The organism is Pseudomonas japonica, from assembly GCF_013522925.1.
Taxonomy (GTDB): Bacteria; Pseudomonadota; Gammaproteobacteria; order Pseudomonadales; family Pseudomonadaceae; genus Aquipseudomonas; species Aquipseudomonas japonica_A.
On the sequence record NZ_JAAMQU010000027.1, the window covers coordinates 1 to 14,766 of the forward strand.

General features: G+C 53.9%; 11 protein-coding genes. 6 read left to right on the forward strand and 5 right to left on the reverse strand.

Going from position 1 to position 14,766, the window contains the following annotated elements; translation table 11 throughout:
* Positions 1-752 precede the first annotated feature (752 nt).
* The 5 genes from G7016_RS25735 to G7016_RS24385 form a co-directional block, all read right to left on the reverse strand.
* Complete coding sequence (locus G7016_RS25735; RefSeq protein ID WP_258195347.1) at positions 753-1,103, reverse strand: glycine zipper domain-containing protein; 351 nt, start codon at positions 1,101-1,103, stop codon at positions 753-755.
* A 623-nt stretch (positions 1,104-1,726) separates the two neighbouring features.
* Positions 1,727-1,924: a hypothetical protein gene (locus tag G7016_RS24370; RefSeq protein ID WP_181118361.1), complete on the reverse strand. Its 198-nt coding sequence runs from the start codon at positions 1,922-1,924 to the stop codon at positions 1,727-1,729.
* A 1,590-nt stretch (positions 1,925-3,514) separates the two neighbouring features.
* Positions 3,515-4,438: a plasmid partitioning protein RepB C-terminal domain-containing protein gene (locus G7016_RS24375; protein ID WP_181118341.1), complete on the reverse strand. Its 924-nt coding sequence runs from the start codon at positions 4,436-4,438 to the stop codon at positions 3,515-3,517.
* A gap of 2 nt (positions 4,439-4,440) precedes the next feature.
* Complete coding sequence (locus G7016_RS24380) at positions 4,441-5,355, reverse strand: plasmid partitioning protein RepB C-terminal domain-containing protein (protein WP_181118342.1); 915 nt, start codon at positions 5,353-5,355, stop codon at positions 4,441-4,443.
* Complete coding sequence (locus tag G7016_RS24385) at positions 5,355-6,917, reverse strand: recombinase family protein (RefSeq protein ID WP_308812212.1); 1,563 nt, start codon at positions 6,915-6,917, stop codon at positions 5,355-5,357. The genes G7016_RS24380 and G7016_RS24385 overlap by 1 nt, the downstream gene beginning before the upstream one ends.
* 1,192 nt (positions 6,918-8,109) lie before the next feature.
* Between G7016_RS24385 and G7016_RS24390 the strand changes: the two genes are divergently transcribed.
* The 6 genes from G7016_RS24390 to G7016_RS25855 all read left to right on the forward strand — a co-directional run bounded on the left by G7016_RS24390 (position 8,110) and on the right by G7016_RS25855 (position 14,321).
* Positions 8,110-9,555: a hypothetical protein gene (locus G7016_RS24390; protein WP_181118343.1), complete on the forward strand. Its 1,446-nt coding sequence runs from the start codon at positions 8,110-8,112 to the stop codon at positions 9,553-9,555.
* A 9-nt stretch (positions 9,556-9,564) separates the two neighbouring features.
* Entirely contained in the window at positions 9,565-10,380 is an 816-nt protein-coding gene (locus tag G7016_RS24395; protein ID WP_181118344.1) for a hypothetical protein, read from the forward strand.
* Complete coding sequence (locus tag G7016_RS24400; RefSeq protein WP_181118345.1) at positions 10,380-11,912, forward strand: MotA/TolQ/ExbB proton channel family protein; 1,533 nt, start codon at positions 10,380-10,382, stop codon at positions 11,910-11,912. Before G7016_RS24395 ends, G7016_RS24400 begins: the two co-directional genes overlap by 1 nt.
* Entirely contained in the window at positions 11,912-12,958 is a 1,047-nt protein-coding gene (locus G7016_RS24405; protein ID WP_181118346.1) for a hypothetical protein, read from the forward strand. The genes G7016_RS24400 and G7016_RS24405 overlap by 1 nt, the downstream gene beginning before the upstream one ends.
* Positions 12,959-13,207: 249 nt before the next feature.
* Positions 13,208-13,912 (forward strand): hypothetical protein, encoded by a 705-nt coding sequence (locus tag G7016_RS24410; protein ID WP_181118347.1) that lies wholly within the window; start codon positions 13,208-13,210, stop codon positions 13,910-13,912.
* Positions 13,913-14,198: 286 nt separating this feature from the next.
* Positions 14,199-14,321 (forward strand): sunset domain-containing protein, encoded by a 123-nt coding sequence (locus G7016_RS25855; RefSeq protein ID WP_445674606.1) that lies wholly within the window; start codon positions 14,199-14,201, stop codon positions 14,319-14,321.
* The last annotated feature ends 445 nt before the right edge of the window (positions 14,322-14,766 follow it).

Genomic DNA, 14,766 nt, shown 5'->3' on the forward strand with positions numbered 1-14,766 from the left:
AGGATATTGGCCGGTTCCTGATGGAGCGATACAACTGGCGGCGACCGCATCAGTTCAACGAAGGGTTAGCGCCTGCGGTCGCTGAGGAAAAACTCAATTCAGTGTCCGGGATCAGTTGACCACTACAGTTCGTCCTCTTCGCTGTTTATAAAAGAAAGCCAGCTATACCGCCTCACTAGGCAGGGATGCGGCCATAACTTTATCGCCAGCGAATCGGCCTCAGGCAATCCTTGTGTAACTCGAGTCCTGAGAGATTTCGGGCCTGTTGCTCCATCGGACGAGGATGAGGCGGAGCACTATTGGTTAGCCGAGGTGGAGTGGCTCCAGGATGTGAATCCGCAGTCTGCGTCCGCTAGAACGCTAGCGGCCCTGCTTGACGAGCTTACCGAAGGCGAACCTCAACTTGAGGGAGAACAACTCGCGGAGTTTGGCCGCCGATGTAGCGCTTTAGCAATGGAGCATGGAGAGCTAAGTGGGCTACTCACGACACTCGCTCGGATGGCTACGTTCGCTATAGATCGCCAGGCGCTGGCAGATATCAAGTTAGACAATATAATGGTTCGACCAATAACGAACGAGTATGTCTTGGCTGATCCAATCTGCGACCAATACTATCCCCTTGAGAATAGTCAGCTCATAACGATGACAGAACTCAGATCGAAGATTGAGACTCGATAAAATATTAGCGTCTGACCCACAAAACAGTGCGCAAAGACGCTATATTTTAACCGAATCCGTCGGGGAGGAAAAACTTAAATGCTGAATTTGTGACCGCAGCTAGCATTCAGGCACTTATAATTATCAAGGATGTGCTCGTCCACCATTTCCCCGGCCTTGGAGCCTACCGTTCCTCCCGCTGCGCTTCCGAGAAGTGCGCCAAGAATGCCGCCGGCAACTGCACCTACTGTTGCACCCAGAACCGCGCCAACTGGGCCTGCGACGACCCCTAGCATTGCACCTGCTTCTCCGCCCGCTGCGGCACCGCTCGTAGCTCCGGCATAGCCCCCTATCCCGCCGGCCACGGCGCCGGTCATGGTGCCGGCACGCTTTCCATAGTTAAGCTTGTCGATATTTGTTGCGCTGCATTTTGGGCACTGAATCATTTGGATGCTCCTCAAGATGTCACCTATCCAGCAAGAGTCTTGGTGATAGGCGGGATTCGCTGTCAGGAATCGGGCGACGTAGTGACCGTCCCCCTAGAGTCATGGATCCTATCGGCAGAGCGTTGTCCGACTTGAGCGTTTCGAGATGCCGATTTTGGCTTTTTGCGGCCTGTCAGATACAGGTGGAGCAATAGCACAGTGCGCCATGAAAAGATCCAGCCCCTATTTCCTGCATTGGTGCCTACTGTCAGTAGGTGGTGACTAGCCCGCAATGTACAAGCCGGCCAAATCAGGCAGACACCTCGAATGACCCAAACGAGCGCGCGGATGCGCCAACGCTTGGCATCACCGCGTAGGTGGTCTGCAACGTCCTGCGCAATGTGGCCTTCGGGCGTCGCCCCATGGCTAAGATCAGCACGCAAACCTGGGATGAGGTCTATGCCTCTCGTTTGCAGTGGACGTAGAGGCCGGCGCATCACGCTGTACAACGATTGTGATGAACTCCGTTATTGCGAAGAGTGTATTAGTCTATAAGCGACAAAAGCACCGAAAATCGACATGAGCAGAGATACAGCCCAGAAGAACTTGATCATTTTTCTCTCCTTAGAAAAGGTATAGGAAGATTACGGCTGAATGCCTTTAATCTTCTCAAGCTTCATCTGGTAGCCCTGACCAGGCTGAGTCACGGTCTCGGTTTCCACAGTTTGAACGATGCGCCCCTCCCCGTCTTTGGTAACTGCGATGCTCTTGCTATAGGCCGTTTGTACACAGCCAGACAAGCATGCGATGGTAAGCAGGAGGAATACAGCATTGGTTCTCATATCGGATCCAGGACTAAATGAAAGGGTGGCAAGCATACTGCCTATAGTGGCGATTTGCCATTCATCTAGGTTGGAATTCAGTGAGAGGGGCCAGCGGGGATGAGCGTCAATCTGGATCAGGCCGACGGTTATCAGCCCTTGACCTTAAGGCTCGCTGTGGCCGAGGTTAAGCCTTGGTTCGTCAACGCCGCTGCTTGCAGCTATGAAGCTATGAAGCCACCTCGCTGACTTGCTACAACTGGGCGAGTGCCACTCCATCTTAACGATATGGACGCCCTGCCTAGAGACTTTCGATGAACCAATCGAAGCCGTCCCGTGGCTGTTCACGGGCGATTTGTGTCTCGGCGATGCATTTTTCTGAGCCCTTGAGGTTCCCATCCTCACCTCGCTCGCTCCGCTTTCGCGGTTCGTTTGACTGGCGCTTTGCTGGGTAGCCCATTGTCATCCGAGCTTGCTTCGGGCAGAGGGCATACCGGCCCGGAAGGTGACCGCCACGTTTGGCACTGGTTGCTATGGAACGGCGAGTATAGAGGCCATCTGGTTTACTGACAGGTACCGCCTTTGTGGTGAGAGCCGGTGCCGCCGACAGGATGAGTGCCCCGAGGGCACGCTTGGCTACATAGTGCGGCGAACGAAAATAGAATAACCAGAACCAGCGTGACTGTTTTCTTCATGACACCCTTCCGTATGTATTGAGATATCCCAATACAATCGGCGGGGGGGTCGCCATCTTTAGGAACTGTGGAAGGTTTCCTCGCCAGCCTGCCCTTTGCCAAGCGTTAGCTGATCCCGGGCGCCTCAAAAATCGCGCGATCAGGTAACGGCACCTTTCACCTTACCGCACGTCTGTGCGCGCGGCTTGCGGCACTACTCCCGGCACTGCCGAGCTACCTGATATTAAAATAAACAAGGTCAGGAATTTGATAGATGCAAGCAGCGTCCTGCCCCACAGGAGGCCTAATGCGCCCCGCGTGACAGTGGTGAAGGACTCCAGCATTTACGACAAACATGATTACTCTTCCCGTATCCGGCAGCATCTTGATCGTCGAGAGGAAATGCTGGATCAAGCTAGGGAAAGGAAAAATGAGACTAGCGGCGTGACCGTCATTAGCGACCATTCGAGGACTGATTTTGAGTCTAATCACGAAAAAGCCATGCGGTTGAAAGCTGAAGCGAATGAGCTTAGGTACTAGCTTGCGTGGGCGTTCGGGCACCAATGTCAGTGGCGACAGGGTGGCGGTCGGGAGCTCTGTATCGAGGTTGGAGCCGGTGTTCCGTGCCATGAAGGGCGGCTTATTCAATCTTTACCCGTCCGAGCGAGGGCCAACGGAACCGTAGCGACTAAAACTGCGGCATAGCTTCAGGCGTCATACTGAGTTCGGTCAGGGCAAGACTCAGGTCGATTTTGATCAGCGCGTGGCCGAGCCGCCTCCTAGAATATTTCAAGAGTTGGCCCCTCAGTATGGCCAGTACGAGGCCAAGGTCGATTGGGTTTGTTAATTCATTGAGCCGCGTCATCAAATGTAAAAGGCTGCTCCTCCACCATATAGGCTGGCGGGCACCATTTCTAAATCAGGGATCTGAGTGAGCCTAGATGGTATCGGCTGAAAAAGCCTCCCGAGCGTCTCCCCGGCCGTCTGCAGTCATCGAGTCCATAACAGAGGCAAGCTCCTTGACCAGGTCTTCATAGTTGAGCTGCAGGAACTCGGCGATTGCCTCATTGCGCAGCAGCCTGGAGACGTAACCCTTGGCGATGACTAACACCAACATGGTTTCCCCCATGGTGTCCTCGACCAGACGGTAATCCCGGCTGAGCTTGTCCATCTCTCGCTCAAGCCGGCTGATATCCTCGGCGGTTGTTCGCGACTTAGGAGGACGCGCTGGTTTGGCTAGCTGATCAGGGCGCGTGGCAGCAAGCATCATCTTGGCGTAGACAGTCGTAAAGCAGTTCGCGGACAGCATCATCTCGGCAGTCTCTATCTGCCGCATTGGCTTCATCTTCTTGAGCGCACCGAAGGCGTGCTGATTGATCTGCCTGTCTTTAAGCATCTCCACCACCTCCGGGGCGATACCGTCCAACAGTTGTTCGCGCCTGCGGATATGCTCCACATTCACGTCGAGGGCCTGGGCTATGCGAGCCCCCGAGGTGCCTTTATTGATAGCCGACAGAATCATCCTGTGCTCCTGAATCGGGGTCAGCCTATTCACCTGGCGGTTATAGGTAAACCCTTCGTCATCGCTGGCGACCAAGCACAATGCATGAGTCGCCCCTAGGGACTTCAAGGCCATGAGCCTCAAATGCCCGTCCAGCACCAGATACCGACTGCCGCCCTCCACGCCTGATTCTCGGTGTACCGCTATTGGTTCTATCACTCCGAGCTCCCTGACCGAAGCCAGAATGCTCATGTATTTTTTGGAAGCTTCAATCCTCGTTGCAAAGCTTCTGGCGGACACTATTTGGTCGAGCGGAATGGCCAGAACCTTTCGCTCAAAAGCACTTTTGACTGAGCCCATGATCAAGAGTCTCCATGGATCTTATCGCCCAATGGCTTGGGCATATCCTGGATACCCTCAGCTCGCAGTAGCGTACGGAAGTGGCTGTCTTTGAATAAATTGCGAAGCGCGCTGGTGATGAATAGCAACCGATGTTCACTGATAGTGGCCTTTTTGATCATGAGCTGCTGTCGACGCACCTCGTTTTGATAGGTGCTCAACACGCTCCTAACGGTCGTTGGCTGCTGGGCTCGTGGCGCGCTGTGCCTGAACGTTTTGCCTAGGGAGCGGCGCTTGTCGATCAGCCTTCTGGCGCTGATCATCTGTTCCCCCTTAAGCGTGCCTGCTTCGTACGCATCGGTAAGTGCCATCTGGACGTCTGCGTCAGAAGCTCTGGAAATTTCAATGGCAATGGTCATGGGCAACCAGCCCTTTTCGACCCCAGAAATCAATCTATCCTCACCTTGGCGGAGCAGTAGTAGCACGCCGTTTATGTAGGTCGTATCGAGGGCAGTTTTGTCTGCAATCTGCCTGGAATTATATCCCCGGTTCGACATTACGCTTATAGCGTTTAGCAAATCCCGGTTCGTATGCTTTCTACGAGCCAGGTTTTCAACTAGACTGATTAAATACCCATCCGCTTCAGAAGCCTCGACAACAATACATGGCGCTTCATTTTCGCCTAGCATCATTAATGCCTCCAAACGTCCTTGACCACACAATAAATTGTATTTCGAACCTTGGTCATCCTCACCGCTCACGCACACGGTTATCGGCCTTTTAAGCCCAACACTGGAGATATTTTCGACTAATTCTCTGAAAATCTTTAAGTTGCGGGTGCGAGGGTTTAACACCCGTATTCTGCCTGTAGGGATGTACTGGATTTCTGAAGCATCACCTACATGAAGCGATAGGTGGCTTTCGCTTGAATCCGGCATTAGGCAGTCCTCCCGTAGGACGTGCGCGTAGAGAGGTGACCGAGGATATCCAGGGTGTCGAACCGGTAGACTTCTATATTGACCGGGTTGTGTTCGGCTATTCGCAGCTTGGACGCGGTCATATCGAGAGCAGGAAGCAGAAAGTAATCGAGCGCGGACTGGCCACTCGGGCTCATTCTCACCGCAAGGGTTACATCGGGGCACAAACCTAAGTCAAACTTTACGACCCATCGAGACGAGCCTGAGGCCAGCTCTTGGCAGCGACATAGAATCAAGGAGATTGTGAACTCGTCGTTTACCCTTAGCAGATCGGTTCGAGGATTGATTTCCACCTTTGCACCTACCTGCTTGATGAGCTCCACGGTTTGTCGCAATACATCGGGATAGGTCTGGCGAATTTTTCGATTCGCCTCTATGAACCGATAATCCCGTGTCGGAGTGAAGCCAACGAGGCCATAGCTCCGAAGCAAGCTTCCGAACCTTGAGCGATACGCCGTGCTGGATGGGACGCCTGGCGACTCATCGATGACCAAGCCCGACAGGAAACCTTCTTTATGGAAAAGCGCACGTAACGACTCGAGCATCTGCTCATCAGTCCACTGGAAGCTTCGAGCGGAAATGATCGCCTGAGCTTTCTGGAAGACCAGGGGGCTTACTACTGCTTCGAAGACCCCTTCGGCCCTGACCCAGTCGTCTCGGGCGTTTTTGACGTGCTCGGCCTTTAGCTTGAAGGACGTACGATTCCATACGTTATTGCCGATGTACTTTTCATTGATCAGCACTTGGTGGACGGTGCCCCTTGTCCACGCTGTACCTAACCCCGTTCTATGGCCAAGCCTGTTCAACCCCTGGGCGATTTCACTTTCAGAGCGACCGTCTTCCACGAAAGCCCTATAAATGCCGTGGACTACCTTCAACTCTTCGCTAGGCCCCGGAACCAGCACCACGCGATCGGTCTGGATGCTTTTCTGCTCTCTGAGCTCGAGCACGGCTTTGGCAACGCCGTATTGGTCAACCAGCTGCCGTCGCAATCCAAACCCAGCAATTCCTCCCTGCCGGTAACCCAGGCGTATCAGCCGCGCTTGGCCTGCGAACACCTTGACTGACAGCTCACGACTGTACTCCCCCGCCATCATCCGCTTCAGGCCTTTGATGATTCCAGACACGGGGCTACCGTCATTCTCAAACTGCTCTGCGCAATACTGGACGGACACCCCTGCTTGCCTGCAGCGGACTTCGTAGCTAGCGCTCAGGTCAGGATCCTGGAAGCGCCCCCAGCGGCTGACGTCGTAGACTAGGATCGTACTGAAAGCACGGGTTGGTGATTCGGCCTCCCGAAATAGCCTCTGCAGTCCGTCTCTCCCTTCTAGGCGGAGTCCGCTCTTACCTGCATCGGCGTAGACATCGATGATCTCCAACCCTTTGGCCAGGGCGTAAGTGGTAATGGTCTCGAGCTGGTTGTCGGTCGAATATTTCTGGTGCTCGGTGGACATGCGTACATATGCCACGGCACGTATGGCGCGGGCAGTATCTGCAGCACGTTTCTCGTCGGCAGCTTTCACACAGCTTGTCCTTGGCGGCTAACAGGTAGTGCCGCGAGCAGGTTTCGCGAGTCATGAGACGAGGATAGGAAACAACACTGGAAAAGTATTTCCTGAAACGGGTAAGAACTTTCTGGAGCGAAATATGGGTGATTCGTCATACGCAGCCGCGATAGCCACCGCGCTTCGAATTGAGGTGGGATCGTCACATCAAGCTGTCAAGACCCTGATGAGATGGACTACCGCAAATGAGCGAACAGCCAAGAATTGGCTTGCTGGAACCCATGGGCCGAGCGGCCAACATCTGATGTCGTTGATCCATCACTCCGATGGTGTGTTTGGCGCAGTCATGTCCCTGACCGCAAGGCACGGTGCGCTGGCCACCGACGATCTATACGACCTTCGGAGACGGCTCATGACAACAATGCGTGTGCTCGATCGATACCTCAGCCCTGCCCCCACGGTATAGATTGGACAGGCAGGCCTCATCGAACTTTCTGACGCTGTAAAATACGGCGTTCCGGGCTGAAATCGCCTTATAGGCATGTCGGTAGGCACACGGCCGTAGCGACGATGCGAGCAAATACCTCGTTGTGGTGGGGTTCAACTGTCACGCTTCAGGAGGCAGTACCTTCGAGGAGGTGCAGGTGAGTTTTTGCCGAACGTGCCTGATAGCCAAGGACATCCTGATCGCCCCGCTTGCGCGCTCCGCTTAATTGAAGGCAAGCGTGCCCTTCATGACGAAGAAGGCACATCTTCCTAGCCGGGCGTCATAATCGCACAACGGCCTAACGACGCCGCAACCCGCCGGCCTCCTTCATCTGAGGCAGTCCAAACCAGTATATGGTCTATACCGGCACTTTAATGGCACTCCCTTTTCCGTTAGCATGCCTTGAATGGACTTTTATCGCGTTGAAAATGGACATCGACCCTGCCCTTTCCCCCGCCCGCGCCACAATAGCCTCTGACTGGCGGTACAAGCCTGCGGTTAAAGAAGACGGGACGTCGACCGATACCTTCACGAAGCGGCATGTCGGATCCAATAGACCGTGAGATCATTTCACGGGCGATACAATGATGGCCACCCGGCAAGATCGAGTTAAGGACGACGGCTCTCTAGTCCACAACCCATAAATTTCCAAGCTCAACAGTGAAGCTCTGACCGGTTGCGCCTTAAACTGGCCGATTTCCCTGTAAAATCAACGGATTGCGGATGAAGAAGATGTCGTTTCTGAGGAAATTGCTCGCACGACTCAAGGCTATTTTTGCCGGAAAGGAGCTAGTCGATACACACGGCTCGTTTCCTGAAATCGACCTCGAGAAGCTCAAAGTCGAGCTGGATATCGTCAATCAGGCACGCAAGGAAGGTGAACGTGGCGTTCCTGACGCCCGAGATATTCGCCGGACGCAGACGGAGTACGCGATTGAAGGCACCGTCGGGAGCTTGCGTGTGGCAACCCTGAGGGCTGGCGAGAGCTGGCTCAAGCTCTTGAAAGACCGTCTGGATGGCATCGATCTGACTCAAGAAGCGAACCGGACGATTCAGTTGGGTGATGAATACGTCCGCAAGTCAGATGCGATTCTCTCTGACGCCGATGGCGAGCTCAAGGAAATGGTTAAGACGGTGAAGGCCAGAAAGGCCATTCTCGATCAATTCCGTACGGATAATCGATTACCGGATGCCCCACCTAGACTGCATGGCTTGGCAGACCACATCGTGAAACTCAGCATGCTCATCGTCTTCTGTGCACTTGAATCGATGATCAATGCCAACTTCTTCGCCCAAGGTTTAGCTGGTGGCCTTCTTGGCGGCCTGATGATGGCTCTTATGGCTGCTGGCCTCAACCTGGTGGTGGCCTTCTTTTGCGGCCGAGGATTGATTAACAAAAACCACGTCAACGGGATCCGCAAGGCTGCAGGGTGGATTGCAGGGCTCTTTGGCCTTGCCTGGACGACGTTCGCCGGTCTCGGTGTGGCCTATCTACGTTTTGTCCTTCCGCAGATCGATGATGACGGCGCCAACCAGCTTGCTGCTGTATGGCAAAACATGGCTGCCCATATTTCTCCGTTCACAGACATTGAAGGTGTCGCGCTTTGCGCCATCACGATGATTTTCGGCCTGGTTGCGATGCATCATGGTTACGCCTGGCAAGACCGCTATCCCGGTTATGAGAAGGTTTATGGCGCCTACCAAGATGCATTTCATGAATTCCTAGATTTCATCCGGGGGCTTAAAGCGGAGCTTGAGGATGAAAAGGTAGCGGCTCTCGACCTCATCGAGCTTAAGGTCAAGACGGCCAAAGATTCCATCCAGATCTTCAGATACAACATGAGCGAAAAGGCAGTTGCTAAAAAGAAGGTGACCGAGCGCCTCGTGCTAGCAGACAACGCAATCCAGTCGCTGATTCAGGCTTATCGCTACGAGAACCAAATGGCTCGACCCGCTGACAAGCCGCGCCCAGACTACTTCAATGAACCGGTGGTGCTTAGCGATCAGGAGTTTCCTGATTTCGGGATTGAAGAGGACGAGCGGCGCCTACGGATTCAGGAACAGATGCTTCAGCAGATGTTGGACATCCTCGAACCCACACGCGCCAGGGTTCAGTCTTCCTTCAACGCGAAATTTGATCAGCTAAAGCCCCTTGAGAGCCAGGTCTAGGATCGAGACATGTCTGTTTATCGACGCAAAAAAAGTAGTGCTTCGCCGGTGACAGTGCTGGTGAGCGTGTTGGTTGCCCTGGCCATTGTTTGCGGTGGTGGCTTCCTGGTGTGGAAGAGCAACACTCAGGACAAGATCGACAAGGTCACCCTGTGCCCGTCCAGTGGGCCAAAAGCGCAATATGTGGTGCTGATCGACAACACTTCTCCGTTTCCTTTCACACAGAGGCTCGCTCTCAAGCAACGTCTCAAGGATCTGGTGGTTAACGATTTGCCCACCGGAGCAATCCTGACCGTGTTCGTGCTGGGAGAAGACTTCAAGCAAAACGCCACCCCTTTATTCGCCCGTTGTAACCCTGGCCAGTGGGATGATGCGGACTCTCTCACAAAGACGAAAAAATTCGTCGACAACGCCTACGCCGAGCGCTTCTTCAAACCTTTGGAGGATGTGGTGAACCACATACCTATGGATGTGCGCGGCAAAACGTCCCCGATTTTCGAGATGCTACAGGTGGCCAGCAACAATGGCTTTAAGCACGAACATGCCAACGGCGAGAAGCGCATGATCATCTTCTCTGACATGGCAGCTAATACGTCGGATTTCACCATGTATAAGCGCCCCCAACTTAACTACAAGGATTTCGAGAGCAGCGACTATGCCCGCAAGGCTACCGCGCCGGCTCGGAATGGCGTTTCGGTGACCCTTAACATGATGGCTGCCGAGCCAGGGGTTACCCCATACGTGAAGCGGTCTGAATTTTGGGCCAGGTTTTTTTCGACAAATGGGGCCAATCTTGATGGTGTCGAGCCCATGGAGGGACTGTGATGAAGGCTAATGAGGGACTGATTTACCAGGTGAGAAGCTGGTTCGTGCTGGCGTTGCTCCTAAAGATTGTCAGCGCTACGCTCAGCTATTACACGCAAGATCCGTTCTGGTTTGGGTTTGTCATTCCTTTGGCTGTCATGTTCGGATACTGCATCGTTGGATTCATCGTCCATTCGCGGTACGACATTAATCTTACGACGGCAAAATTCGCGGACTCAGCCTATTACCTCGGTTTTCTTTTTACCGTCGGCAGCATCATTGTGTGCCTTGCCGACATCCAGAGCATCGGGGACAACCTCTCCGGCATGGCCGCTCGGTTTGCAACGGCAATGATCAGCACAGCAATCGGCATGGTGGCCAGAACCTTGCTGGTGGGCTTCAAGCAAGACCAGGACGATGCGACAAAAGCTGTCGAAGAACGCGCGATCCACGCGTCTCAGCGCCTCGTGATGATGTTCGACGAGACGTACACGCGACTCGAGCATTTTCGCGACCAGGTGGTCGGCACCGGCAAGGAAACGACTGCTGCTGTAAAGGAGCAGATCGAAGATATTCAGAAGCACAGCATTGCTGCCATGGACGCCTATTTCTCAAACGCCACTCAGCGCAGCAATGAGACTTTTGACGCGATGCTCAAAGATGCCAAGTCAGCGAGTGAGGATCTGCTCGTGACGATCAATGGCTTAGCAGACAAGAGTGAGAAAACACTTGAGCGCATGGAATCCCATGCCTTGGATTTTGGCAATTTGGCCACGAGACGCCTGGAGCAAACTCTCTTCCCGGATGACCTCTTCGCCAACAAGCTGAATCCGGCTATTGAAACGCTCGCAACTACCACCGAGGGCGTGAATTCGAGCATCGCCACGCTGGCGGACGATGTAAAAGGCGCGGCCAGGGCTGTTGGCACTGCTATTCGCGGCCTCAACACCAAGACCCAGGCGCTTGAAGATACGCTTAGCGCTGTCAACGGTATCGTGGAAGGCCAACAGCGCCTGATGGACTCCATGAACGGCCAGGGCTCTGCGTTGCTGGAAGGTATTGAACGCGCCCAAGCGAGCTTCCTGGACAAGCTGGTTATATTCCAGGCCGAATACCGGCAGGAGCTCGCGTCAAACCGGGAGGCTATGGGCGCACTCGTTGGAATGGTTTCCGATCTGAACAAAAAAATCGAAGACGATGACAGCAGCGCCGCATTGAGCCAAGAGCTCGAAGAGGCGTTCCAAGCCATCGGCGAATCCAACCAACGCGCTCATGAAGCTTTCGCTAATTCGATCAAGTCAACCCTAGTTCCGTTAATCGAAGCGATCGTCGACAGCACCGCCACTCACAAGGATCTGGCTAACAAGGTAATTGAGGGGAGCTCTGCAGTCGAGGCGGCTCATAGCCAGCTAGAAGACCTTGCCCGTAAAATTGACCACATTAACCAGATTGAGCTTCGCCAGCCTGCTGTTAACGAGCCTGTGATGCCTGCCGAGGCCGAGCCCATCGAGGCGAGTGCAATACCTCACTCCCCTGATGTGAGGCCTGCTTGATGACCCAGAAGAACGATCAGGTGTTCAACCTGTCGATCACGGAAATCTGGATGGTGCTTGCGTTCATTCTCCTCCTTTTAACCGGATGGCAGGTCTGGAAGCTCAATGGCGAGAAAAAGGCGCTGGAGCAAAAAGCCTTGAGCTACCAGCGCCTAGATGAGCGAGAGAAAGCGATAGCACAGGCGGCAGAGGCCCTAAAGGCCAACCTGACCCAGATTGGTATTAAGAACCCTGATGAGGTTATGGCCAAGCTCGTAGATGCCTCCAAAGCCCGAGACGAGTCAGAACGTCTCATGGTGCTGTTGACGCAGAAGGACGAGCAGCTCGCCACACTGGCCGCAATAGACAAAGCCCTAGAGGATAGCGGAAGTAAAGACAAAAGCAAAGATGCCAAGCGCCTCGTACTCGAGACGCTCATGTCCTACGAGCAGCTCAAGAAGCTGGTTACCGATCCTTCTAAGGATGTAAAGCCGACTGATGTTGTGAAGCGGGTTGAAGAGCTAAATGCAACAGCAGCTGCGGTCAAAGCCGGCCTGAAAATCGAATCTATCCCCTCGCCTGAACAGCTTCAGAAGATGATCAAGGATGCTACGGATTACGCCGAAACGGAAAAGTCGGGGCTTAACCCTCTTGCCCTCCAGAAGGCTAACAGCGACCTGAAAGGTCAGGTGCAATTTCTCAACAACAAGCTGAATCGGGGCAAAGGTGGTGATCTGCCGCCTTGCTGGGTTGATAGTGCCGGTAAGCCGGAGATGTTCCTGACAGTCTTTCTCAAAGATGACAATTTGGCCTTCGAGCCGGCCTGGCCTGCTTCGCGCCTAGCCGACGCCCAGGCTCTACCTGGATTCGCTGATCTGATGGCCACTACCTCTCGAAGTTACGACGACTTTGTCCGAGCAACCTCGGCCATCAAAGCGCTTGGCGACAAGAATCAGTGCAGATATTTCGTTCGGCTCACTAGCCAGATCCAGAGCGCACCGATCTCGGATCGTCGCCGGATTCAGGTGGAAAATAATTTCTACAAAATCGAGACCAGACGTTGGTAACCGTACATCTTGAACAGGGCAACGGCTCGATGGGTGAGCTCTACTTCTGTTGCAAGTGCTCATGGGCAGGTAAGTCAGGGGGACGCATCGCTCCTGAGTCGTGATGCCTTCAAGCTCGTAAGCAGCGAAATCGGACAGACAGATCAAGTGAGAGCACATAGTCTTGAAGATGGCAGCAGATCCTGCAGATGCGACTCGAATCCATAAAACTATCCATGTGTACTGTAGGCTCTTTAGGAACGTCGTCGTATGTCTCTACATCATCTGAGCTGCTTTTTGCTTGCTTATATGCTTGCGCCAATTTGCCTAGCCGATACCTTAGAAATTGACCCTCGCGGCGAGAGTCTTTATCAGCAGGCGCTGCCGCATCTACAAGACGCAGAGAAAAACCTCCAGGCTGTGGATCTCAAATCATCAGCCCCCGAAATACAGGCGACAAATCGTTCGCTGGGGGCGAAGGCCAGCGCGGAGCTACAGACCGCCGTTCCCTTGCTTGAGCAGGCCGCAGCACTGGAGCATCCGATTGCCCAATACCGCCTAGCACTGATCTATCTGGGATACTTGCCTCAAGGTACCGAAGAGAAGGCCTGCACATTGCTTGAGAAAAGCCTCAGCCACGGGTTTGCTCCTCCGGCTGTGACGATTGCATCTGCGTGTTCTGCGTATACCGATACGCCTGAATACCAGTCTGCTTTGGAGATCACGCAAGAACCGGCGCCAGCCTATGAAAGCTACTTTCCACAGCCTGCCATGAACCTGGCCTGCCGTCGTGAGGAGGCCTCAGGTGCTGGGTTCCAGTGGGCTACCAGCCGCGACTATCAAGCAGAAATCTACTGGCTCCTTGGAGCGCATAATCGCGGGCAGCGCACGGAATATGCGCAAAAGGCCGTCGATATCAATGGTTGCTATAAAGCCCAACGGTGGATTGGGAAACCTAAGCCCTCAGAGGGGTGAAGGTGGCGCGGGGGAGATCGTTTGGCGTTGGATACGAGCTGTTCAACCATAGCCGTAGCTCGGACAGTAGATTCAGGCATCCCTGGTTTAATAGCCCGACGCATAGCCCTAGCCCCCTGTAGGCGTTCGAAAATATTGCTGCGGAGCCGTCTGACGCCTGGATCAGCATGAGCGCTGTCATCCGTTCCTTCAAGGACTTCGCTTCAGCCTCTAGCTCGGGAATCTTGGCGTGGTGAAGGTCAATGCGTTGCCAGTCGTCATCGTGCATTCATATGAGCTTGGCCGTATGTATCACCTTCCGGGCGGCTCCCCGAGCTATGGAAAGGCATCGCCCATAAATCATGTTGCCTTCAAATCGGCAGCGGAGGCGAAAGCGGCGGGGTTTCACCAAGCTGCGGATTGCGGCTAGTGATCATCAGTAGCTTATTGGCAGTTCGCCCTTCGCAGCTGTTGTATACATATTTTCAGGAGAAGCGCGCCAGTGCCAGATGAGAAAGGTAGTCTAGGGTCATCGACCGAACCGAAGCGAGCCTTGAAGATGCGCTGGATTATGGTTCTAACCTTTCTTCCATCGGGCGTCTTTTACGTCTGCTGGAAAGGTTGTTTGTATTTCACAGCGCTACTAGGCTGCCATATTGCCAAATCCGGCACCCAACCCTGCATTTATCATGGGATGGATCTAACAGGTTGGCTTGGCGCGGGGAGTTTTTTCGGGATGGTAGGCTTTGTGGTATCGGTGCCGCTGGCTGGGATTTTCCTCTTTGAAGTATGGTTTCGTAGGTTACTCGCTGAGTATTCAAAAGCCTGAATCCAATAATGCAGTGAGGTTGGCGCTGGCCTGCGCCAAGCCCTAA